This window comes from Kitasatospora herbaricolor (genome assembly GCF_030813695.1).
GTDB lineage: Bacteria > Actinomycetota > Actinomycetes > Streptomycetales > Streptomycetaceae > Kitasatospora > Kitasatospora herbaricolor.
The window spans coordinates 1570417-1592093 of record NZ_JAUSVA010000002.1; the positions used below are offsets into that span (position 1 = coordinate 1570417).

General features: G+C 72.2%; 15 protein-coding genes and 4 pseudogenes. 11 read left to right on the top strand and 8 right to left on the bottom strand.

What is annotated here, in order from left to right; translation table 11 throughout:
* Nucleotides 1–219 precede the first annotated feature (219 nt).
* The gene (locus tag J2S46_RS07165) at nucleotides 220–1206 is read right to left on the bottom strand and encodes an NAD-dependent epimerase/dehydratase family protein (protein ID WP_191290843.1); all 987 of its coding nucleotides are present in this window, start codon (nucleotides 1204–1206) and stop codon (nucleotides 220–222) included.
* 269 nt (nucleotides 1207–1475) lie between these two features.
* The gene (locus tag J2S46_RS07170; protein WP_191290842.1) at nucleotides 1476–2825 is read right to left on the bottom strand and encodes a lipase family protein; all 1350 of its coding nucleotides are present in this window, start codon (nucleotides 2823–2825) and stop codon (nucleotides 1476–1478) included.
* Between the two features lie 625 nt (nucleotides 2826–3450).
* Between J2S46_RS07170 and J2S46_RS07175 the strand changes: the two genes are divergently transcribed.
* On the top strand, nucleotides 3451–4725 hold the full coding sequence (locus J2S46_RS07175; RefSeq protein WP_191290841.1) for a PucR family transcriptional regulator: 1275 nt from the start codon (nucleotides 3451–3453) through the stop codon (nucleotides 4723–4725).
* A 280-nt stretch (nucleotides 4726–5005) separates the two neighbouring features.
* Nucleotides 5006–5263: pseudogene (locus J2S46_RS07185) on the top strand (MBL fold metallo-hydrolase); the annotation flags it as partial.
* Between the two features lie 132 nt (nucleotides 5264–5395).
* On the opposite strand, the gene J2S46_RS07190 reads toward J2S46_RS07185, so the two are convergent.
* Nucleotides 5396–5923 carry an SRPBCC family protein gene (locus J2S46_RS07190; protein ID WP_191290840.1) on the bottom strand — a complete coding sequence of 176 codons (528 nt, stop codon included), beginning with the start codon at nucleotides 5921–5923 and terminating at the stop codon, nucleotides 5396–5398.
* Between the two features lie 138 nt (nucleotides 5924–6061).
* On the opposite strand from J2S46_RS07190, the gene J2S46_RS07195 reads away from it, so the two are divergent.
* From J2S46_RS07195 to J2S46_RS07210, 4 genes and pseudogenes are all read left to right on the top strand, one after another.
* Entirely contained in the window at nucleotides 6062–6961 is a 900-nt protein-coding gene (locus J2S46_RS07195) for a helix-turn-helix domain-containing protein (protein WP_191290839.1), read from the top strand.
* Between the two features lie 151 nt (nucleotides 6962–7112).
* Nucleotides 7113–8078, top strand: a complete 966-nt coding sequence (locus J2S46_RS07200) for a hypothetical protein (protein WP_191290838.1) — start codon at nucleotides 7113–7115, stop codon at nucleotides 8076–8078.
* A gap of 949 nt (nucleotides 8079–9027) precedes the next feature.
* A pseudogene (locus J2S46_RS07205) lies at nucleotides 9028–10440 on the top strand (glycoside hydrolase family 10 protein); the annotation flags it as partial.
* A gap of 294 nt (nucleotides 10441–10734) precedes the next feature.
* Nucleotides 10735–12177, top strand: a complete 1443-nt coding sequence (locus tag J2S46_RS07210; RefSeq protein WP_191290836.1) for a non-reducing end alpha-L-arabinofuranosidase family hydrolase — start codon at nucleotides 10735–10737, stop codon at nucleotides 12175–12177.
* 348 nt (nucleotides 12178–12525) lie between these two features.
* Here J2S46_RS07210 and J2S46_RS07215 read toward each other — a convergent pair whose 3' ends face one another.
* The 3 genes from J2S46_RS07215 to J2S46_RS07225 form a co-directional block, all read right to left on the bottom strand.
* Complete coding sequence (locus J2S46_RS07215) at nucleotides 12526–13647, bottom strand: Gfo/Idh/MocA family protein (RefSeq protein WP_191290835.1); 1122 nt, start codon at nucleotides 13645–13647, stop codon at nucleotides 12526–12528.
* A gap of 174 nt (nucleotides 13648–13821) precedes the next feature.
* Nucleotides 13822–13962 (bottom strand): hypothetical protein, encoded by a 141-nt coding sequence (locus J2S46_RS07220; protein WP_191290834.1) that lies wholly within the window; start codon nucleotides 13960–13962, stop codon nucleotides 13822–13824.
* Entirely contained in the window at nucleotides 13959–14990 is a 1032-nt protein-coding gene (locus tag J2S46_RS07225) for an aldo/keto reductase (RefSeq protein WP_191290833.1), read from the bottom strand. The genes J2S46_RS07220 and J2S46_RS07225 overlap by 4 nt, the downstream gene beginning before the upstream one ends.
* A gap of 105 nt (nucleotides 14991–15095) precedes the next feature.
* On the opposite strand from J2S46_RS07225, the gene J2S46_RS07230 reads away from it, so the two are divergent.
* Nucleotides 15096–15551 carry a MarR family winged helix-turn-helix transcriptional regulator gene (locus J2S46_RS07230; RefSeq protein WP_229912843.1) on the top strand — a complete coding sequence of 152 codons (456 nt, stop codon included), beginning with the start codon at nucleotides 15096–15098 and terminating at the stop codon, nucleotides 15549–15551.
* A 453-nt stretch (nucleotides 15552–16004) separates the two neighbouring features.
* On the opposite strand, the gene J2S46_RS07235 is transcribed toward J2S46_RS07230, so the two are convergent.
* Nucleotides 16005–17000 (bottom strand): aldo/keto reductase, encoded by a 996-nt coding sequence (locus J2S46_RS07235; RefSeq protein WP_191290832.1) that lies wholly within the window; start codon nucleotides 16998–17000, stop codon nucleotides 16005–16007.
* Between the two features lie 510 nt (nucleotides 17001–17510).
* Between J2S46_RS07235 and J2S46_RS07240 the strand changes: the two are divergent.
* The 4 genes and pseudogenes from J2S46_RS07240 to J2S46_RS07255 form a co-directional block, all read left to right on the top strand.
* A pseudogene (locus tag J2S46_RS07240) lies at nucleotides 17511–17858 on the top strand (NAD(P)(+) transhydrogenase (Re/Si-specific) subunit beta); the annotation flags it as partial.
* Between the two features lie 477 nt (nucleotides 17859–18335).
* Nucleotides 18336–18509, top strand: coding sequence for a hypothetical protein (locus J2S46_RS07245; RefSeq protein ID WP_307349143.1), 174 nt, complete (start codon nucleotides 18336–18338; stop codon nucleotides 18507–18509).
* A gap of 9 nt (nucleotides 18510–18518) precedes the next feature.
* Nucleotides 18519–19087 (top strand): annotated as a pseudogene (locus tag J2S46_RS07250) (hypothetical protein); the annotation flags it as partial.
* Between the two features lie 584 nt (nucleotides 19088–19671).
* Nucleotides 19672–20073 carry a hypothetical protein gene (locus J2S46_RS07255; protein ID WP_191290831.1) on the top strand — a complete coding sequence of 134 codons (402 nt, stop codon included), beginning with the start codon at nucleotides 19672–19674 and terminating at the stop codon, nucleotides 20071–20073.
* Between the two features lie 118 nt (nucleotides 20074–20191).
* On the opposite strand, the gene J2S46_RS07260 is transcribed toward J2S46_RS07255, so the two are convergent.
* The gene (locus tag J2S46_RS07260; protein WP_191290830.1) at nucleotides 20192–21547 is read right to left on the bottom strand and encodes a GH1 family beta-glucosidase; all 1356 of its coding nucleotides are present in this window, start codon (nucleotides 21545–21547) and stop codon (nucleotides 20192–20194) included.
* Nucleotides 21548–21677: the final 130 nt, after the last annotated feature.

The window sequence follows — 21677 nt, forward strand, 5'->3', positions numbered from 1 at the left end:
ACCTCCGCCGCCGCCGGGACGGTGGTGATCCCAGCAGGAGGCAGGTTTCGTCGTGGAGTTGAAGCGGTGCCCGGCGCCGAGGGACGCCCGCGGACAGGTCGTCGCGGACGGGGCGGCGCCGGCCGGGCCGGGCGCTCACCGGGGAGCAGCGTCCCGTCTCCGGGACGGTGCCGGCCTACGGCCCCTCGGCCCGCAGCGGGCAGCGGCGGGCAGCAGCCGTCAGCCGCGCAGTGCGGCGCTCTCGGCCTCCGGGGACAGCCCGAGGACCGGGCGGTCGGGACGTTGCGGCGAGACCCCGCCCAGCTCCTTCAGCCACGCCCAGGTGTCGGCGACGGTCTCGGCGACCGGCCGGCAGCGCAGCCCGTCCGCGAACGCCTTGGACGTCTCGGCGCCGTACAGGAACTCGTGCAGCTCGCCCGGCGGTGCCCAGATCGGCAGCTCCGTCCACGGTGCGATCCCGGCGGCGGCGATCCGCCCGGGGTCGGTCCAGCGCAGCTCCGCGTCCGATCCGGTCGCCGCCACGCACGACTCCAGCAGCTCACCCATGGTGGCGTGACCGGGCCTGCTCACCAGGTTGTACGGGCCGGACAGCCCACGCACGGCGGCTTCCAGGGCCCAGACGGCGAGGTCACGCGTGTCGATGTACTGGAGCGGCAGGTCGCGCGGGCCGGGGGCGAGCACCGGGCCGCCACGGGCGATCCGGTCCAGCCACCAGGTGAGGCGGCCCACGTCCTCGCCCGGGCCGAGGATCAGTCCGGCGCGCAGCAGCAGGGAGCGCTCCTCGCCGAAGGCGCCGGTGACGGCGAGTTCCCCGCCACGCTTGGCCCGCGGGTAGGGCACGTCGCCGTCGTCGGGCGAGCCGTCCAGCAGGACGCCGCTCTCGGCGGCCTTGTGGTCGACCGGGTCGGCGTAGACGGAGCCGCTGGAGATGTACACGTACCGGTCGGCGCGCTTCGCGAGGGCGTCCGCGGCGTCACGTACGGCCGAGGGGCGCGCGGACCAGGTGTCCACCACCAGGTCCCATGCGCCGGCACCGAGCGCGGCCAGTCCGTCGGGGGCGGTCCGGTCCCCCCGGAGGACGGTCGCCCCGGACGGCGGGCGGCGATTGCCGCGATGAAGAAGGGTCACGTCCCAGTCGCGGGACAAGGCTTCGTTGACTATGGCGCGTCCGACGAAACCGGATCCACCGAGCATGAGAAGTCGCATGCCGAACACTCTGGTCAGCGATGTGCCGGTCGGTCCACCCCCATCCGCCGCCAGCGGAATCGCCGTCAGCTGAATCCGACGGAGAACGTGTTCCGGCGGCGGAGCGCAACGACTGACGCCCCGTCGGGCACGGCCGCGCGGCCGCGGCGGGCCGAGGACGAACCCGCCCCGGGTGCCGGACCTGTGGTCGGCAGGTCGAACCGACCACAGGTCCGGTCGTCGCCGCTACAGCGACCGGGCTCGCGCGCGGGCGCGTGCTCCGGCCGGGTTCACGGTCGGGAGGCCGGCGCCGCCTGCTCCGGGGCCAGGGAGTTCCCGGCCGGGATGTGACCGCAGTCGGAGGGGGCGGTCCGGCCCGCGAACCGGTCGCCCAGCCAGCCGATGGCGAGCGGCGCCCAGACCACGGGGACACCCACGTGGCTCAGCAGGTCGAACTGCTGGAACTTGATCCGGCCGTCGCCGGTGGCGCAGTACTGCCGGGCGAGGGCCCGGACGTCGCCGGCCACCATGACCCCGTCGCCGGTCCCGATGCCGGCGGGGTTGCCGAAGGTCCCTTCCAGCACACCCCCGTTGCCCTGCGCGATGTAGCCGGGGACGGTCGGGGTGGGGGCCGAGCCGAGGTTGATCCTGTTCACCGCGGCGAGGAAGGCCGGTACCGAGTTCGGGTCGGCGTACTGCGGCTTCGCCATCTTCTTCCAGGTCAACCCCGGGAAGTGGCCCAGCGCGTCGACGATCGACCCGTGCTCCAGCTGCTGGTACACCGTCAGGCCGTAGTCGCTCAGGTAGGGCTTGAGGTCGATGCCGAAGGAGCGCGAGACCCCGATGACCGCCATCGGGATGACCCCGCTCCACACCAGGGAGCCGTCGACGTACTTGAGGTTGTGTGCCGGGTCCACCAGCAGGCCGCCCTCGGTGAAGCCGACCAGCCTGCTGTTGACGTCCGGCGCGTAGCCCGGTGCGAGTGCGGCCGCCCAGTCGGTCGCGATGGCACCGCCCGAGTAGCCCATCAGGCCGAAGGTGGTGTCGCCGTTCATCCCGGTGGCCGCGGATCTGGTCGCGGCACGGATCGAGTCCAGGGTGTTGGTCGCGTACTCGGGGCCGGCCGCGAAGTCGGCGCTCTGCCCCTCGGTGTCCGGGATGACGAGGTTGTAGCCCTGCGCGAGGAGCGGCACCAGGAAGAGCGCCTCGACGTTCGGGAGCAGCCCGCCGAGGGTGAGGTCGCCGGCGACGGCTCGGGAGGGGCTGTCCTGCGGGTCGAGGGAGTCGTAGAACGACTGGTAGGAGACCGCCTTGCCGCCGTCGCCCGTCAGGCTTCGCACCACGGTGGTGACGTTGGCGGCGGGTCGGCCCTGGGCGTCGGTGGTGCGGTAGAGCAGCTGGATCGCCTTGACCGGGGTGGGCAGTCCCAGGAGGTGGTACTGCAGGGTCCGGGTCTTCAGGACGGTGCCCGGCGCGAGCGAGGCCAGCGGCGCGCTGCCGTCGTAGGTGTAGAACGGGTCGCTCGCGGCGGCGGCCGACGGTGCGGCTGCCGCGGCCGGGCTCGCGACGGCGGCAACGGGCGTTGCGGCCAGGGCGGCGGTGACGGCGACGGCGAGCAGCCGAGACAGGTTCTTGCGCATGACTCCCCCGGTTCGTGGGACGGGAATTTCGTGGTCTTGGGGTTCTTCGGCATCCGGTGCGGTGCAGGCCACCGAGGGCGGCGCCGCCGTACGGAAGCGACACCGCCGTACGGCGGTGCGGCAGGGCAGGGCGGCGGCGCCGGCTTCGCGCTCGTCGCCCGGCCCTGTCCGGGGCCTGACGGGTGGTCGGGCATCCGGTCCGTGGACCTGGACGGCGTGGCGCTCCGGTGGCGCCGGCCCGGTCGCGGGGTGTTCAGGGTGCCGCCGGGCAGCTCCGGGCGGAGGGTGGCGGGCGCGGGCGCGCGGGCGGCGGACCGGCCGTCCGGACGGCGCCGGTCAGCGCATCGGTACGGCGGCGGGTGGGGGCACGGCGGCCTTTCGCGCGGGCAAGGCGGTCCTCCGGTACGGGTGGGGGGTGTGGCGTGCATGGGGGTGTGGCGTGCATGGGGGTGTGGCGTGCATGGGGGTGTGAGGGTCCGGTGGACGGCGCGTTCGGGCTCTGCGCACCTCTGGTGGTCCACCGGCAGGCGTGTTACCAACTGGTAAGTAACTTCCCGGAAACCATGATGCCGGCGGTACGGCGCCGTGTCCCCGGGCCGTGCACCAGAGATTCGCGAGGTGGATTGTGACCGCGTCCAAGGCGGCGGAACGCGACGTTGCCCCGCAGCTCGACGGCATACCCGTCCACGAGCGGCTGAGGGCCGCCGCGCCCGCCCTGGCTCCCGCGGTGATGGCCCGGCTCGTCGAGCAGCTCCCCGCCTACGGCGCGCTCCCCTCCGAACAGCTCCGCGGCGAGATCACCCGGGCGGTGGACCGCGGGATCCGGGCCTTCACCGCCGTGCTGCGCACCGGGGAACTGCCCGGAGCGGACGAACTCGCCAGGATCAGCGAATCATCGGCCCGGCGCGCGGACGAGGGCGTACCGCTGGAGGCCGTCGTCGGGGCGTACCACTTCGCCGCGCAGGAGTGCGCGGCCCAGGTCCTCGGCGCCGCCGGACCGGGCGACCTGCCGGACGTGCTGCTCGTCCAGCAGCAGCTGCTCGGCTACCTCCGGCTGGTGAGCTGCGCGGTCGCGTCCGGGTACGTCCAGGAGCGGCAGGCCGCGCTGGGTGACGAACAGGTCGCCCGGCAGGCACTGCTCTCCAGGCTGCTGGAGGGCGGCGACCCGCGGACCGCGGCCGACCGCGCCGGCCTCCCGCTGCCGCCCTGCTACCTGGTCCTGGGCATCACCATGGGAGCGCACCCCGACGAGCTGTCACCCGGCGTGAACCACGGCGTCGCCGCCCGCCGCAAACTCCGGCGGCTGCGCAACGAACTGCAGCGCCAGAGCGCGGGCGTCCCGCTGTCCGTGCTGTCCGGGAACGGCGGACTGGTGCTGATCCCCTCCGAGACCCCGCCGGCCGACTTCGGCAGCACGGACCGGGACCGGCTCTCCCGGCTGGTCGACCACCTAGCCCGGGCCTGCGGCGCCGAACTGCTGGTGGCCGCGGCGGCCGCCGCACCGGACGGCGTGGCGGCCGCCGCCCGGCTGGTCGGCGAGGTACGGGAGGTGGCCCGGGCGTCCGGCCGCGGCCCCGGGCTGTACCTCCTCGACGACGTCCTGCTGGAGTACCAGCTGAGCCGCCCGAGCCCGGCCAGGGCCGGACTCGCCGCACTGCTCACCCCGCTGGCCCACCGCCCCGAACTGCTCGACACACTGCGCACCTTCCTGGCCTGCGGCCTCGACCGCCGCCGGGCGGCCGCCCGGCTCCAGGTGCACCCCAACACCGTCGACTACCGCCTGCGCAGGGCCACCGAACTCACCGGCCTGGACGCCGCCCGGGGCGCCGACCAGCTGACCCTGCGCGCCGCGCTGGCCGCCCACGACACCACCCGGCACGACGGACCCGACCTCGGCTGACACCGCCCGGGCGGCACTCCGGTCGACCGGGCCGACCGGGCCGGCGGGGTCGGCCGGGTCAGCCGGGTCAGCCGGGTCAGCCGGGTCAGCCGGACCGTATGGTCCGGGCGAAGGTGCGGCGGTAGGCCTTCGGCGGGACACCACGGCGCCGGACGAACTGTTCGCGCAGGACCGCCGCGCTGCCGTAACCGACCCGGCGGGCACCTCCTCGACCGGCAGATCGGTGGTCTCCAGCAGTTCCTCGGCGCGGCCGAGGCGCTGGTTCAGCAGCCAGGCGTGCGGGGTGCTCAGCCCGTCACTGAGGCTCATCCGGACCCCCTGGCACAGCGCCGAGGACATCACCCTGCTCGCCGGGACGGCTGAGGGCGTGGTCGCGTTCGTCGGCGACCTGTGGTGGCGGCCGAACGGCCCCGTGGTCGACCCGGTCGCGCCCGATCCCACCCAACTTCACGCCTCCCGGCTGCGGGTGCTGGCCGGCGCGGACGTCATCGTCCCCGGTCACGGCGCGCCGTTCCCCGCCGGCTCAGCCCCTCGCTGACGAGCGGTCACCCACTACGGGCGCCGCCCTGAACAGCACGAGCGTCCCCGGCCGCGAACCGACCGAACCGGTGTGCCGAGGACAGTGCGGGGGCAGAGAACTCGGCGGGCGGCATTTCTCCGGCCTGGAAGGTCACCGAACGCGGCGGCCCGCGATCCACTCCGCCAGGGAGAGCAGGGTGGCCTCGGCGCTGTTCGCCATATGGTCCCGCAGGGCGTGGAGAGCCTCGGGGGTGTCGCCCAGGACCGGGTCGGCGCGCAGCAGTCGCCAGGTCTGCCGGACGATGGTGCCGGTGCCCTGCTCGTAGAGGTGCCAGTCCCAGCGCACGATGCCTTGCTCGGCTCCGCCGACGACGAACGCGAACGCGGAACCCGGATCGGCCCGCACCACCTCGGAGCGCGTGACCCATTCACGCCCGTCGCGACGGTTGCGGCCGCTGAACCATGCGCCGACCCATGGGCCGCCTCCCGGCTCGTAGTTCACGGCGCTGGCGCTCGGGCTCCACGTCTCGATCAGGGACACGTCGCTGATCAGGGGATACACGGAGTCCGGCACCAGGTCGACCCAGCACCGCCTGGTGAATGTGAAGGGCGTCAGATCCAGGCCGATCAGCGGATTTCGCGGACCGGCAGCGGCGCTCCGGGACGTTGTGGTGCTCATGGGTTCTCCCGAGGGTGAAGACGGCACAGGGGTGATGCGGCTCATCGTGGAGGCCGGTGCGGGAAGGAGCCAGACCCAGCCGATCCGCACCCCCGCAGGGTGCGGCACGGCTCGGTGGCGCTGCGCATACTCGGTGCCATGAACCAGCACGGGCAGCTCGCCGACTTCCTCCAGGCACGCCGGGGCCTTCTGCGTCCCGAGGATGTCGGGTTGCGGACCTACGGCGAGCGGCGCCGGGTGCCGGGATTGCGGCGGGAGGAGCTGGCGATGCTCGCCGGCATCAGCGCGCCCTACTACGCCCGGCTCGAGCAGGGCCGGTCGCGCAACGCCTCGCGTGAGGTGCTCGATGCCATCGCGACTGCCCTGCACCTGGACGAGTCCGAGCGGGCGCATCTGCACGAGCTCGCCCGTGCGCCGGAGCGGGGCAGAGCCGCACTCCGTCCCCGTCCCGAGCGGGTCACCCCGGCCACCGGCGCGTTGCTGGCAGCTCTCGAGGGCACCCCCACCGTCGTCATGGGCCGCCGTGCTGACGTGCTGGCCTGGAACGCGCAGGGTCACGCGTTGTTCGCCGGCCACTTCGACCGGGGCAGCCCCGCTGAACCGGGTCGTCGGCCGAACATGGCGAAGCTGGTGTTCCTCGACGCTCACACCCGGGACCTTTACACCGATTGGCCTGCCAAGGCCCGGGCCGTGGTCGGCAACCTGCGCCTGACCGCCGGCCGGTATCCGCAGGATCCGCTGCTGGCCGGGCTCGTCGGTGAACTGACCGTGCGGAGCCCGGAGTTCGCGGCCATGTGGGCCGACCACCGGATCCTGGCCTGCGACGTCGCCGACTACGAGATGCACCACCCCACGGTCGGGACCTTGACCGTCACCCAGCAGACGCTCCAGAGTCCGCAGGGAACCGGCCCTGCCGTGGTGATCGCCACGGCCGCCCCGGGGTCCGCGTCCGCGGCGGCCCTCAGCCTCCTGGGCCGGGCCGGCGGCGCGAGCGAGGCGGTCCGGCCCCGCAGGGGCGCCGAACCCCGTCCCTCCTGACCCGGGAGGGCCCCTCTCCGGGCCCCTTCCGCGGTCGAGGACGCCCATAGGTCCACGGCGCCGCGTCCACCTCCGCCGGTCGGCCTTCGCATGCCTCCGGCACTCCCCCGGCTGCGGCCTGCCCGCATGCCGGACAACAGAGAAGGAACCCATGCTCAAGCGAATCAGCCTGGTCGCCACCGTCGCCGCGACGGCCGTCGCCGTGGCCCTCCCTGCCGAGGCCACCCCGGTGACGCAGAAGCCCCTGAGTCACATTCGGATCGCCAATCACTTCGACCTGGCAGCAGGCCAGATGCCGGAGAACATCGCCCTGCTGCCCGACGGCACGGCCAACGTCACCTTCGCCGGCAGCCGCCAGATCGCCCAGATCACCCCCGGGGGCAGCACCCGGGTCCTGGCGACCCTGCCCGCACCCGCCGACGGCGGTACCGGGACCCCTGCTCTCGGCTTCCCCCTGACCACCGGCATCGTCCAGGCCGAGGACGGAAGGACGTACGCGCTGTACGCGACCGGCACCGCCGACCTGACGGGCCTGTGGCGGCTGGCCCCCGGCAAGGCACCGGAGCGCATCGCCGCACTGCCCCCGGACGGCCTGCCCAACGGTCTGGCACTGGACCCGCACAGTGAGCAGTTCTACATCACCGACTCGGTGCTCGGCACCGTGTGGACCGTCCCCCTCTCCGGGGGCCGGCCCACCGCCTGGTCGAGGGCCTCGGAGCTCGCTTCGACCGGCTTCCTCGGCGCCAACGGCGCGAAGGTCCACGACGGCGCGCTCTGGGTGACCAACCTCGACAAGGGCACGCTCGTGCGCATCCCGATCCGTCACGGCAACACGGCGGGAGTGCCGCAGGTGCGGGCAACCGGACTGGCCGGCATCGACGACTTCGCCTTCACCGGACGTGGCAACGAGGTGCTCGCCGCACTCAACGCCCCCGGCAAGGTCGTGCTCATCCGGCCCGACGGCACCAGCACCACCTTTCTGGACACCGACGACGGACTCCAGAACCCCACCTCCGTCGCACTGCGCGGCAAAGAGGTGTACGTCCTCAGCGCCGCCTACATCACGGCCGAGGACCCGAACCTCCTGCTTGCCCGCCTTCCCGGCCACCACCGCTGAGGGCTGCTCCGTCATCGTCGTCCCGTCATTCCGTCCCGCAGCGAGGGCCAGAACGGCGTCGGGGCTTCCGAAACTTTCGAGAACGTGCTGCCCGAGTTGTGCCGGCGAGGCAGGGTGGACACGGGGAATCGACCAGGCGCTGGTCAAGTTCTTGGGCCTGCATCGGCCATTGAGCCTCTGACCAGCGCCTTGCCGAGCAAAGCCGGGGCGATACTTTCGAGCTTGCAACCGAAAGTCTTGACAGCCCGCCGGGCGCGGACCAACCTTGTCGCCGTCGACAAGTCCGAACGGGATCGGAGCCGAGGTGCATTCGCCAATCGGTCCCGGGCGTAACGATGTTGATGACAAGTCGGCCACGTGCACCGCCGCGCGCCGCCGTCCGGCCGATCCATCCCTTCGCGGTCAGCGGCGGCGCAGAGCAGTACCCTCCCCCACCCCATTCGTCGGCAGGACGGATCACTCCAGTGAGCTTTCCCACCCCAGGAACCGCAGCAACGGCCGCCCACGGCGGCACCACCCGGCCGAAGGTCCCCTGCAGCGCCAGCTGACGGTCCACCGCCGCACAAAGTATTGACAACGCGCCTGGCCTGTCAGAGATTTGCCTGCACACGGCGGGCGCACTCACCGCAAATTGTTAGCGCTAACAGATAGTCGTACAGCCGGTCCCGCCCCTCCCGTCGGCCGAACCCGCAACGGTGTGCGCGGCGTGTCAACCGGCCCGCCCCGTACGTGGGCGGGACCAGGCATCGCCTCCCCGACACACCCCGGCCGCCCTGGCCGCCCTGGCCGACAGGAACGGCTCGGCCGAGTACGCGCTCGCACAACCGTCAGGACGTGACGCCGGTCCGCGACCGGTGCGCAGGCATCCCCCACCCAAGGAGAACGATCCGTCATGCCATGGCTCGACAAGAACCCCCGTCTCCGTAAGGCCCTGACGGCGGCCGCATGCATGGTCGTCAGCTCGGTAACGGCCGTGACCGCGAGCCCTGCGGCTCATGCCGCCGGGGCAACCACGCTGGGTGCGGCAGCGGCCGGCAGCGGCCGCTACTTCGGCACCGCAGTGGCCTCGGGCAAGCTCGGGGACTCGACGTACTCCACCGTTCTCGACCGGGAGTTCAACATGGTCACCCCGGAGAACGAGATGAAGTGGGACGCCGTGGAACCCTCCCGCGGGTCGTTCAACTTCGCCGCCGGAGACTCGATCGTCAACCACGCCTCCGCCCACGGCCAGAAGATGCGCGGCCACACCCTGGTATGGCACTCCCAACTGCCCAACTGGGTCAGCTCCATCACCGACGCAACCACGCTGCGCAGCGTGATGAACAACCACATCACCCAGGAGATGACCCACTACAAGGGCAAGATCTACGCCTGGGACGTGGTCAACGAGGCCTTCGCCGACGGGAGCACCCAGCACCGCAGCTCGGTGTTCCAGAACGTGCTGGGCAACGGCTTCATCGAGGAGGCCTTCCGTACCGCCCGGACCGTCGACTCCTCGGCCAAGCTCTGTTACAACGACTACAACATCGAGAACTGGTCCGACGCCAAGACCCAGGGCGTCTACAGCATGGTCAAGGACTTCAAGTCCCGAGGCGTGCCCATCGACTGTGTCGGCTTCCAGAGCCACTTCGGCACCGGCGGGCCGCCGGCCAGCTTCCAGACCACCCTGTCCAACTTCGCCGCACTCGGTGTGGACGTCCAGATCACCGAACTCGACATCGCCCAGGCGTCCGCCACCGCTTACGGCAACACCGTCAAGGCCTGCCTCAACGTCGCTCGTTGCACGGGCATCACGGCATGGGGCATCCGGGACAGCGATTCCTGGCGCACCGGCGAGAACCCGCTGCTGTTCGACAACAGCGGCAACAAGAAGCCCGCCTACAGTGCGGTACTCACCGCCCTGGGCGGGGGCGGCAGCGGCGGCACGCCGGGCGGGGGCATCGTCTCCGGCACCGTCTACACGCTCTCCGACGTGGCCGCCGGACGCGTGCTCGACGAGCCCGCAGGACAGAACGGCAACGGCACCCAGCTCCAGGTATGGGACGCCAGCGGTGCCTCCAACCAGCAGTGGCGGGCCGGCCAGAACAGCGACGGCTCCTACACGCTGACCAACGTCGCCAGCGGCCGGGCACTGGACGAGCCGGGCAACCAGACCGGCAACGGGACGAGGATGCAGGTCTGGGACGCCAACGGCGGCGCCAACCAGCACTGGCGGGCCGGCCAGAACAGCGACGGCTCCTACACGCTGACCAACGTCGCCAGCGGCCGGGCGCTGGAGATCCCCGGTGGTCAGACCGGCAACGGCGCTCCCGTCCAGATCTGGGACTCCAACGGCGCCGCCAACCAGCACTGGATCTTCAGGTGAGCCGATCCGGGGGCGTGTGCCTGCGCCGGATCCCTGAGCCGCTGCCGGGAGAGCCGCCGCGAGCCGCCGGGTTGTCACACGCCCGGTACCGCGACGCGGCCTGACGAAGATCGCGGCGGCCCGGCAGCAGGCAGGTCAGCACGGATTCGGGACTCTTGAAGTCCCGCCGGCGAGGCGAGGACTCCTGCGCCGGCCGATCGACGACTCCTGATGCGTGCAGCCTCGGCGGCACGCTCATGTTAACGATGACAAAGCCGGATGGCAGCTCCATCCGTCACCATGGAGGTCTTCATGCGCAGACGACGTTCCAGCCGCAGGCATCTGTCCGTGGTGCTCACCGCCGCGGTCGCGTTCGTGGCGGCATTGGCGGCGATGCTCGTCGCCGACCCGGCCCAGGCGGCCACCAGCGGCGCCTTGCGCGGCGCGGGGTCCAGCCGGTGCCTCGACGTGCAGAACGCCGCCCAGACCGACGGCACGTACCTGCAGATCTACGACTGCTCGAACGGCACCAATCAGCTGTGGACGTTGACGTCCGGCAACCAGCTGACCGTGTACGGCAACAAGTGCCTGGATGTTCCGGGACACGCCACCACGGCCGGTACCCGGGTGCAGATCTGGACCTGCAGCGGCGGTGCGAACCAGCAGTGGCGGGTGAACTCCGACGGCACGATCGTCGGCGTGGAGTCCGGGCTGTGTCTGGACGTCACGGGCGCCGGCACCGCCAACGGCACGGCGGTGGGGATCTGGACGTGCAACGGCGCCAGCAACCAGAAGTGGACGGGCCTGTCCGGTACGACGACACCGACCACGCCCCCGCCGACGGGCGGCACGTGTGCGCTTCCGTCGACGTACCGGTGGACGTCGACCGGCGCACTGGCGCAGCCGGCGAACGGATGGGCGTCGGTGAAGGACTTCACCGACGTGGTGTACAACGGCAAGCACCTGGTCTACGCGTCGAACGTGTCGGGATCGTCGTACGGCTCGATGATGTTCAGCCCGTTCACGAACTGGTCGGACATGGCGTCGGCCGGCCAGAGCGGGATGAGCCAGGCCGCGGTGGCGCCCACGCTGTTCTACTTCGCACCCAAGAACATCTGGGTGCTGGCGTACCAGTGGGGTGCGTGGCCCTTCATCTACCGCACGTCGAGCGACCCCACCAACCCGAACGGCTGGTCCTCGCCGCAACCGCTGTTCACCGGCAGCATCCCCAACTCCGGCACCGGTCCGATCGACCAGACCCTGATCGCCGACGGCCAGAACATGTACCTGTTCTTCGCCGGTGACAACGGCAGCATCTACCGGGCGAGCATGCCGATCGGGAACTTCCCGGGCAGCTTCGGCTCGTCGTACACGACGGTCATGAGCGACACGCCGGCCAACCTGTTCGAGGCGCCGCAGGTCTACAAGGTCAAGGACCAGAACCAGTACCTCATGATCGTCGAGGCGCAGGGTGCGAACGGGCGCTACTTCCGCTCGTTCACTGCCTCCAGCCTGAACGGTTCCTGGACCCCGCAGGCCACCGGTGAGAGCAACCCCTTCGCGGGCAAGGCCAACAGCGGTGCCGGCTGGACCAACGACATCAGCCACGGCGACCTGGTCCGCAACAACCCCGACCAGACCATGACCATCGACCCCTGCAACCTGCAGTTCCTCTACCAGGGCAAGTCCCCCACCGCGAGCGGCCCCTACGACCAACTGCCGTACCGGCCGGGCGTCCTCACCCTGCAGCACTGACCCGTCCGATCGCGGGTGACCACGATCGGGTGAAGTCCGCCCGGACGTGGACGAGCGGTCCACGGCGAGGGTAGTCCCCTCCGCCGACCGACCCTCACCGCCTCGGGGAGCCCCAGCCGTGCGTCGGCCGGGGCTCCCCCTGTTCGGCGGACCCCGTCGCGGTACGCGCCCAAGTGCAACGGCGCCAACGCTGGTCTCGCTCGTCGGCCGTGCGGTCGTGCCGGCCGGACGCCGCCGCTCTGCCGACAAGCCGCATCGCGGTGTTCGTGAAGGGTGTCGGGTGTTCCCCGGCCACTCCCTTCGTGCGGCGGTCCACCGGTAGGTGCGGGCCGAGGCCGGCCCGTCCGGTCAGGCCGTCGTCATGGCGGATTCGATGCTGCGGTGCCGGGCGGCGCCGTGCGCGAAATCGGGTACCGCCGACGTGCCCTCGCGCAGGTCGTCCAGGAACTGCTGGTAGGCGTGAGCGACCGCGTAGAGCGGTGCGTCGGCCCGGGGGTCCAGTCGCGGGACACGGACGTACGATTCCGGCACCGTCAGGGGAGCGAGTCCGGGGGACGTTCCGCGGCTGCCTTCCAGGGTGACCGGGCTGAGCTGGAGATGGCCGACCGGGGCGGTGAGAACGAGGTCGCCCTCGGTTCCGTTGATCTCCCAGCGGAAGTTGGTGCCCCGGGACATGCCTCCGCGGTAGTGGAAGGTGGCCACCGCACCGCCCGGCAGCCGTCCCGAGGCCACCACCTGGTCCGCGGCGGTCATGGGCACGGGCAGTCCGCTCCCGGTGTCCACGGCCGACGTACGCCGCGACGCCAGTCGGATCCGCAGATCCTCGGGCTCTCCGAGGACGGACGCGAGTCCGTCGAGGGTGTGGCTGAAGGGGATGGTCAGCAGCGTCGCGCCGTTGGCGGCGTCGAGCACGTAGTGATCGCCGGGGCCGACGGTGGCGCCCCAGGCACCGCCGGAGCCGACCACCGTCGTGGACAGCACCTCCCCCACGTAGCCGTCGGCCACGAGATCCCGTACGTGGGCGAGGGCCGGATGCGACCGCGCCTGGAGTCCGACGACGGTCGGCACGGCGTGGCTGCGCGCCAGCTGCGCCATGTCCTCGGCCTCCGCGAGCCCGTTGCCCAGCGGCCACTCGCACAGCACGCTCTTGCCGGCGCTCAGCGCCGTCCGCACCAACTCCCGGTGGTGCGGCACCTTCACCGCCACGACCACCAGGTCCACTTCTTCGCAGGAGGTCAGTTCGGCCGCCGTCCCGAAGGTTCGGGCGACACCGTGCTTCGCTCCGGAGCGCTCCGCCGACTCTTTCGAACTCGTGCTCAGGGCCCTCAGTTCGTAACCCGGGACGGCGCGCAGGGCCGGCAGGTGGGAGCGCTCGGCCCAGCTGCCGTGCGCCCCGAGTCCGATGATCCCTACTCCGATCGGCTTCCCGGACCGGACCAGCGCGCTGAGCGGTGACTCGGATGTGTTCACGATTCGCGGCCTGTTCTCTCTGTGGACGGGCACCGGCGTCGCTCGCAGTGGCCACGGACCCGGTGAGGGGGGAGTGACCGGCCAAAGGGCCCCGTCGTGGCAAGCAGGGCCAGGTGTCGAGCAGGCGCCGGCACGGGAGATCCGCGCCCGGTGGGCGGGATCGGGGCGTGCGGGTCAGCGGGCGATGCCGCAGACGGGTGTGAAGCACGCGGTGCTGTCGCAGGTGTCGCGGAACTCCGGCCCGGCTTCACCGGGCATGCCGGCGCGGACCATGGCGGTGGAGGCCGCGAGGTGCGGCCGGCCGTCGGCGGTCAACTCCTGGCGCCGACAGCCGGATTCGGTCCGCGCTCGCTGTCCAGCAGGGTCATGAGGGGTGCGGCGTAGCGGGTTCCGGCCACGGCATCGGCCGGGACTGCCTCGTCGATCGTGCGGAGGTCCGCGTCGGACAGGGTGACGTCGGCCGCGGCCAGGGCCTCCGCGACGCGTTGGGGCCGGCGGGTGCCCAGGACGGCCACGACGGTGCCGCACCCACGGCTCCGGGCGATGACCCAGGCGGTGGCGAGTTGCGCGACGCTGATGCCGCGCGCGTCGGCAAGCGGCCGCAGCCGTTCGACGAGGGTGAGGTTGGTGGCGAGGTTGTCGGGGTGGAAGCGCGGCAGCCAGCGGGCGCGCGGGTCACCTCCGGCGGGCCGCCGGTAGCTGCCGCTGAGCAGGCCGTGGGCGAGGATCCCGTAGGCGGTGACGCCGATCCCCAGCTCGCGGCAGGTGGCCAGGATGCCGTTGGCCTCGGGATCACGGCTGAACAGGGAGTATTCGACCTGCACATCGCAGATCGGGTGCACGGCGTGGGCGCGGCGGATGGTCTCGGGCCCCACTTCGGAGAGCCCGATGTGCCGCACGTAGCCGGCCTGGACCAGCTCGGAGACGGCGCCGATCGTGTCCTCGACCGGGGTGTCCGGGTCCAGGCGGGCGGAGCGGTAGATGTCGACGTGGTCGGTGCCGAGACGGCGCAGCGAGTAGGCGAGCGCGTTCTTCACGTGGGCAGGGCGGCCCTCGATGCCGACGAAGGAACCGTCGGGGCCGCGCAGACCGCCGAACTTGACGCTCAGCAGCGCTCTTTCGCGACCACCGGTGCGCAGGGCGCGGCGGATGAGGTCCTCGTTGTGGCCCATGCCGTAGAAATCGGCGGTGTCGAGGAGGGTGACGCCGGCGTCGAGGGCCGCGTGGATCGTGGCGATCGCGTCGGCCTCGTCGGCGGGGGAAGTGTGGTCGGACATGCCGGCGCAGCCCAGTGCGAGAGGGGGGACCTGCGGGCCGCCGGTTCCAAGGGGTCGCGTTTGCACGGTGTCTCCTGCGGGGCGGGAAGGGGGACGCGGCCGACAGGGGCTGCCGAGGGCGCAGCCACCTGTTAGCGTTGACATCTCAACACTAAGAAGAGGCGCGTTGATATGTCAACACTGAACGAGGGGGCCGCCGCGCCGGGCGGGGCCATGACCGGCGCCTCGAACGAGCCCGTCGATTTCTGGAGCGCCTTCAAGCGCGCCCACGAGGTCGTCCGAGCCCGCGTGATCGCGGACACCGCCGAGGCGGCGGGCCTGTCCGAACCGGACCTGACGATCCTCGCCAACCTCAACAAGGCGGGCGGCAGCCTGCGGCAGAGCGAACTCGCCGCGGCACTCGGGTGGGACCGCACACGCATCTCCCACCAGCTCACCCGCATGGGCAAGCGCGGACTCGTCACCCGCGAACGCGCCGGCGGTGTCACCGTCGCCCTCACCGACGCCGGGCGCGCGGCCATCACCGCCGCACACCCCGGCCTGGACACCGCGGTACGCCGCCACCTCACCGACAAGCTCTCCGCACAGGAGATCGAAACGCTGACCTCCGTGTTCCGCCGGCTGTAGGCGCCGGAGCCGACCCGGCACACCAACTCCGGCCGGGGGCAGACGAAGTGCCGCAAGCCGGTGGGCTCTACCCCCGTCGAGGAGATCCCGAATTCCAGGACCCCGCCGGACATCGGGCGCCGGCCCGGCCGGCGGTCGTACAGCCGAGCGCGGCCGAGCAGACGGACGATGGTGAGCCCGGCCAGGCGCGCCGCAGACAGCAGGCGGTGATCAGGAGTACCGTCCGCCCCTACGCACCGAGGCGGCGCAAAGCCACGGCAAGCCGCTCGGGCGGCGGTGTCCCGGTACAGGGTGCCCTTCAATCAGGACAGTTCGCGCCGGCGGTACCGGCCCTGGCCGGCAGGAACCTCGCAGCAACGACCAGGGCGGCAAGCAGGGCCCGGGCCGTGGAACCGCCGCCGGGCCGCCACCTTCGCGTGGCGGCGACCCGGGCTCCTTCGACGCACGATCACCTCACGCCCACGGCAGCGAGGCGCGGTTCCTCCAGTAGAGCTCGGCGGGCTCGGCGAGCGCCGCCAGGCGGGCGAGCTCACCTGGCGCGAGGTCGAGCCGTGCAGCGGTGAGGTTCGAAGCCAACTGTGCCGGGGTGGCCGCGCCGGAGAGCACGATGTCCGCCCAGGGCTGGGCCGCGACCGCGGCCAACGCGATGGCGTCACAGGACTCGCCGGTCCTGGCGGCGAGAGCGCGCAGTACTGTCGTGTCGGGGCCGGTGGCGTTGCGGTCAGCGAGGCGGCCGTTGGCCATGCCCTCCTTCACCACCACCAGCATGCCGGCCTCACGGGCCTCGGCCAGCGCCGGTCCGGCGGACGGCTCCAGCAGGTTCCAGGTCGACTGGACGGCTTCGAACAGCGGACGGCCCGCCACCTGCACATCCAGCGCCGCCCGGACGGTCTCGCCCTGCGCCGGGCCGCTGGTGGACAGGCCCACTCGGACGCCTTCTGCGGCCAGCTCGGCCAGCCGCGCGTGCAGCGAGCGGTCGGTCAAGACCGGGCTGTCCGGTGTGACGGAGTGCACCAGGTAGACGTCCAGCCGCGGACCCAGCAAGGCTCGGCTCTCCCGGATCTGCCGGTCGAACACCGCCGTCGAATGCTCCTTGACCTCGTGCACGGGCACGCCCGAGGCCTGCCAGTCGGCGGTGTAGGTGTAACCCCACTTGCTCCCCACCACCACGTCGGCCGCCGCCTCAGGCCGGGCGGCCAACCAGCTGCCGACGAACTCCTCGGCCCGGCCGTACGACCGAGCCGTGTCGAAGTACCGAACCCCGGCGGCATAGGCGGCGTCGAGCAGCGCGCGCGTGCGCGCTCGCAGCGCCTCGACGCTCCGCTCGGACGGCAGGTCGAGGTCACGACCGAGCGTGATGTAGCCGGGCCGGCCGACGGCGGCGGTGCCGAGGCCGAAGCGGGCGAGCGACGGTCCGACGGCGGGGGCGGAGGCGGCTGCGGTCGCCATGGCGGAGCTCCCTTCGATCGTTCTGGCCGACGGGGCAGCGCACCCCGTCCGTGTCCGACCCTATCCGCCGCCCTCGTCACCACCGACAACCTGATCGCCGCCCCCATGGAGTCACCCGCCGCCCGGCTCCCACCGCCCAAAGGCCGCCCGATCCGGCGACGCGCTCAGGTTCACCCCCCTGTCGCCCTGGACCATCTCGCCCCGAGCGGCGGCCCCGCGGCGAGGCACCCCTTCAGCAGGTGCCGCCGTCGCGCCAGACGGCCCAGGAGCACGGGCGTTCGGCACGACGCCGGTGGAGTAGCAGGTGGCGGTGTACTCGTTCCCCGCGTGTGCGACCGTGTCGCCGGGCACGTAGGACCTGCCGGAGCTCCGGGCGGCCGGGCAGTCGGTGCCGCCACCGCCTCCGGTGACGGTGGTCACGGTGACCGCAGCGGACCGGGTGCCCGCCTTCCCCACGGCGTCGATGGCGGCGACCGTGCGGCGGTACCCCGTGCCGGCGGTGCGGCCGGTGACGAGATCAACGACGACTTCACCGAGACCTCCGTCGTCCTGGTCATCGGCGCCGACGACACCGTCCACCCGGCCGCCATGGACGATCCGTCCAGCCCCGTCGCCGGGATGCCGGTGCTGCGGGTGTGGGAGGCGGAGCGGATGATCGTCTTCAAGCGCTCGATGGCGTCCGGCTACGCCGGGGTGCAGAACCCGCTGTTCTTCCGCGAGAACAGCAGCATGCTCTTCGGGGACGCCCAGCAGAGCGTGGACGCGATCCTCCAGGCCCGCACCGGCCGGGCCCAGGCACCCCCGCCGTCCGCCGGCCAACCGCGGCCGGCCAGCACCCGCACCCGCACCCGGCCCTGAACGGACCGCCTGAGCACGACGCCCGGGCGGTCCGTTCGGCGTTCACGGCCGTCCGGCCGGCACTGTCGCGACGGATTCCGAGTTTTCCGAGAACTTTCCATTTGACCAGGTCAGATGGCATTCGGGGCAGCCGTTGAGCTCTCGCTACGCGATGGGTGAGGGGGAATCGCTGCGGATTTCGTGCACACTGGGATTCGGGACGCCGACGTCCCACCCCTCCGGCGGAACCGGATCCGGGCGACCGACCCGGCTGGCTCCGCCCGGCAACCGCGCGAGGCACAGTGTGTTCGGTGCCGACCCGGGAGGAGTCCCCCGTCGCCTGCCAGCACCGGCCGGGCCCAGGACACCCCCGCCGTCGCCGGCCGACCGCGGGAAGCCGGATCGGCGCCACCCGGTGCAACCCATCGCACGCCGATCGCCCTCCACATCACGACACGATCGGCCCACGTGATACCGCTCTACCGAGGAACATCACCCATGACTCACGGAGCCCACCCGAATACTCCGGCACCTCGTGCGAACATCGATCAGGCCCGCGACTGCGCGGACTGCCGCAGTTGGGGAACCGTGATCACCCCGGACGGCCGCCACGAACTGTGCCCGGCGTGCCAGCTGCCCGACACCGAGTATTCGTCGATCGCCGAGCCCTGACCCGCAGTCATGGCGACCAATGACTTCGCGACCACCGAGTTCCAGCTGGTGCTGCTCCGCCGGATGGCCGACTTCCACCCGGATCTGGTGGGGCAGGCCGTACGCCGGCTGGGAGCCACCCGCTCCGACCTGCGGGAGGCGAACAAGCGCCGGCAGGCGCTGATCCGTTCGAGCCGCCTCCCGCACGGCGCCCGCCGCTACGCGGCGGCCCTCGGTCCGCCCGAGGCGGTCATCCCCCGCCGCCTCGGCGACCTCGACTGCGCGGCCCAGCACTGGGCACTCCCGCTCCGCACCGGTCTGCGCTTCGAGATCCTGCTCGGGCCGGCCGGCGGACCGACCGCGCCGCTGAACGAGTGGCTGGTCCGCCGGCCGGGTTACCGACGCCGACGCCGCGGCTCCTCGCAGACTTGACCCCGTGGAGCTGCGTCGTCGCGGACGTCGCAGCGGCCTTCCCGCCGGCCATGCCACATGAAGGCAGTGCGCCGACCCGATGGGAACTCGATTTCACCGCTCCCGACGCGACCGGGCGGCCGCGCCCGTGCACCGCGGAGTTCAGCTGGGGCCTCCTCCGGGAAGTCCGCCTCGACGACCTGGGCGAAGCCGTCCGCCGCCGAGCAGGTGAGCCGTCTCCCCGCCCCGGCCTGCACGGCAGCCGCACTCCCGACGTCGCGCGCCCGGCGGGAACTGTCCGACGAGCCCTGGCACGGAACGAGATGGTGACCTGGACGGAGTGAAGTGTCCGGTGAACGGGCAGAGCATGATCGAGACGCCCTCGGAGACCACGTCCACCGCCGCGCCCTGGTTCGGCGTCCGGCACGGCCTGTGGGCGTGCCCATCTGGTTGCGTTCGAGTGCCGAGCGGCTCCACGAAGGCGAGGGCGGCGGCCGACGCCGAGTCACTGTCGTTCGTGCCACGATCAGTTCGGCCAGTCCCGCGGCGAATGTTCCCTCCGCCGCGTCGACGAGCCGCGTGCCGTCGTCGGTCAGGGCCGGCCGTGAGGACCGGCGGTTCGGCCAGGTCCGGGCTGCCGGACGGCCCATCCCTGCTTCTCCAGGCGGTCGACGCCCGTGCCGGTCGCTCCGATGCCGATGGCGAACTCGACTGCGAGGTAAAAGGGTACTGCTCATCCAGGCACCGGCCCCCGGCTCTCGTGCTGGACCCGATGCGCCGCAATCATGTCCGGGCCGTCCTCGGCCTGGCCACCACCGCGCTCGCCGGCGGGATCGCCCTGACCGGCGCCGGGGCGGCTTCGGCAGCGATTGGCGGCGGCTTCGGCGGCCCGGGCTGGAAGCAGACCTGCATCAGCGCCGGCGGCGGCCAGGTGTCGGCGCAGGTGACCACCAACTTCGCCAGCAACAACCGTACCGAGCAGATCATCATCTGGGACTACACCACCGGCGGCCAGGCGCTCGCCACCTCGTTCCCCTGCCGCTCCGGCCAGTACTCCTACACCTACACCCTCACCAACCCGACCCCGGGCCACGACTACAAGGCCGAGGCCCGCTTCTACGGGCAGCCCGGCAGCGGCTACGACTACCAGCTCAGCCCCGACCTCTGGTACTGAGCCACCGGCCGTGAGGTGACACGGCCCGCCACCCCCGTGGGCCCTGAGCCCGCACCGCGTCCCGCTCCCCACACCCACGGGGGCGGGACCCCCTCGCACCCGGTCCTACCTCGACGGTCTACCCCGCTCGCCGCGCCCGATGCGCCGCGATCATGTCCCGGTACCAGGCGTACGAGGCCTTCGGCGTGCGCCGCTGCGTCTCGAAGTCGACGTGGACCAGGCCGAAGCGCTGGTGGTAGCCCTCCGCCCATTCGAAGTTGTCCAGCAGTGACCAGGTGAAGTAGCCGCGGACGTCCACCCCTTCGGCGACGGCTGCGGCCAGTGCCTCCAGGTGGCCGGCCAGGTAGTCGATCCGGTCCGGGTCCGAGACCGTCCCGTCTGCTGCGGGTTCGTCGGCGACGGAGCAGCCGTTCTCGGTGATGGTGATCGGCGGGAGGGCGGCGCCGTAGCGGTCGCGGAGGCCGGTGAGGAGTTCGCGCAGGCCGTCGGGGACGACGGGCCAGCCGAAGGCCGTACGGGGGACGCCCTCGATCGGGGCCTCGGCGAAGGGCAGGCCGGGGTCGGTGGGGGCGGCGATGCGGGTCGGGTTGTAGTAGTTGACGCCGAGGCCGTCGAGCGACGTGCCGGCGATGAGTTTGAGGTCACCGTCACGGACGCTGCCGCCGAGCTCGGGGCCGACGCCGAAGGCCGACAGGTCGGGGTAGCTCCCGAGCAGGATCGGGTCGGTGAACAGGCGGTTGTGCAGGGCGTCGTAGGCCGCCGCGGCAGCCTCGTCGGCTGCCGAGGAACTCGCCGGGCGGACGGGGGTGAGGTTGTTGGCGATCATCACGTCGAGCCCGCGCTCGCGCAGCAGGGCCGCCGCGAGGCCGTGCCCCAGCAACTGGTGGTGGGCGGCGGGCAGGGCGTCGAGCATCAGGGCGCGGCCGGGGGCGTGGATACCCATGGCGTAGCCGTAGACCATGTGCACGAAGGGCTCGTTGAGGGTGATCCAGGCCGGGACGCGATCGCCGAGGCGGTCGGCCACCAGGGCCGTGTACTCGGCGAAGCGGTAGGCGGTGTCGCGGTTCAGCCAGCCGCCGGCGTCTTCGAGGGCCTGCGGGAGGTCCCAGTGGAAGAGGGTGGGCAGCGGGGTGATCCCGGCGGCGAGCAGGGCGTCCACCAGGCGGTCGTAGAAGTCGAGGCCGGCGGGGTTGGCGGGCCCGGCGCCGGTGGGTCGGATGCGGGGCCAGGCGATCGAGAACCGGTAGCCGTCCAGCCCGAGGCCCTGCATCAGGGCGACGTCCTCGGCGTAGCGGTGGTAGTGGTCGCAGGCCACGGCGCCGGTGTGGCCGTCGCGGACGGCGCCGGGGCGCGCGGCGAAGGTGTCCCAGACGGAGGGGCCGCGGCCGTCCTCGTCCACCGCCCCCTCGATCTGGTAGGAGGCGGTGGACACGCCCCAGCGGAAGTCGGACGGGAGGTCGAGTCGGTTCGGCATGGTCTGACTCCCTGCTCACGATGGCGATCGATGAGAGCACAAAAACACGAGGAGTGCTCATGTTAGTGCGCCGCCACCGAAACACCAGCTCTGTCAGCGCCTCCGACCGACCTCCCGGCCCGCGAGTCGG

Coding starts and splice junctions, on each gene's coding strand:
- J2S46_RS07190 (WP_191290840.1), bottom strand. CDS start 5,923: ATGAGCACCACAACGTCCCGGAGCGCCGCTGCCGGTCCGCGAAATCCG.
- J2S46_RS07170 (WP_191290842.1), bottom strand. CDS start 2,825: ATGCGCAAGAACCTGTCTCGGCTGCTCGCCGTCGCCGTCACCGCCGCC.
- J2S46_RS07235 (WP_191290832.1), bottom strand. CDS start 17,000: ATGGCGACCGCAGCCGCCTCCGCCCCCGCCGTCGGACCGTCGCTCGCC.
- J2S46_RS07165 (WP_191290843.1), bottom strand. CDS start 1,206: ATGCGACTTCTCATGCTCGGTGGATCCGGTTTCGTCGGACGCGCCATA.
- J2S46_RS07195 (WP_191290839.1), top strand. CDS start 6,062: ATGAACCAGCACGGGCAGCTCGCCGACTTCCTCCAGGCACGCCGGGGC.
- J2S46_RS07260 (WP_191290830.1), bottom strand. CDS start 21,547: ATGCCGAACCGACTCGACCTCCCGTCCGACTTCCGCTGGGGCGTGTCC.
- J2S46_RS07255 (WP_191290831.1), top strand. CDS start 19,672: ATGCGCCGCAATCATGTCCGGGCCGTCCTCGGCCTGGCCACCACCGCG.
- J2S46_RS07245 (WP_307349143.1), top strand. CDS start 18,336: ATGACTCACGGAGCCCACCCGAATACTCCGGCACCTCGTGCGAACATC.
- J2S46_RS07230 (WP_229912843.1), top strand. CDS start 15,096: ATGTCAACACTGAACGAGGGGGCCGCCGCGCCGGGCGGGGCCATGACC.
- J2S46_RS07200 (WP_191290838.1), top strand. CDS start 7,113: ATGCTCAAGCGAATCAGCCTGGTCGCCACCGTCGCCGCGACGGCCGTC.
- J2S46_RS07210 (WP_191290836.1), top strand. CDS start 10,735: ATGCGCAGACGACGTTCCAGCCGCAGGCATCTGTCCGTGGTGCTCACC.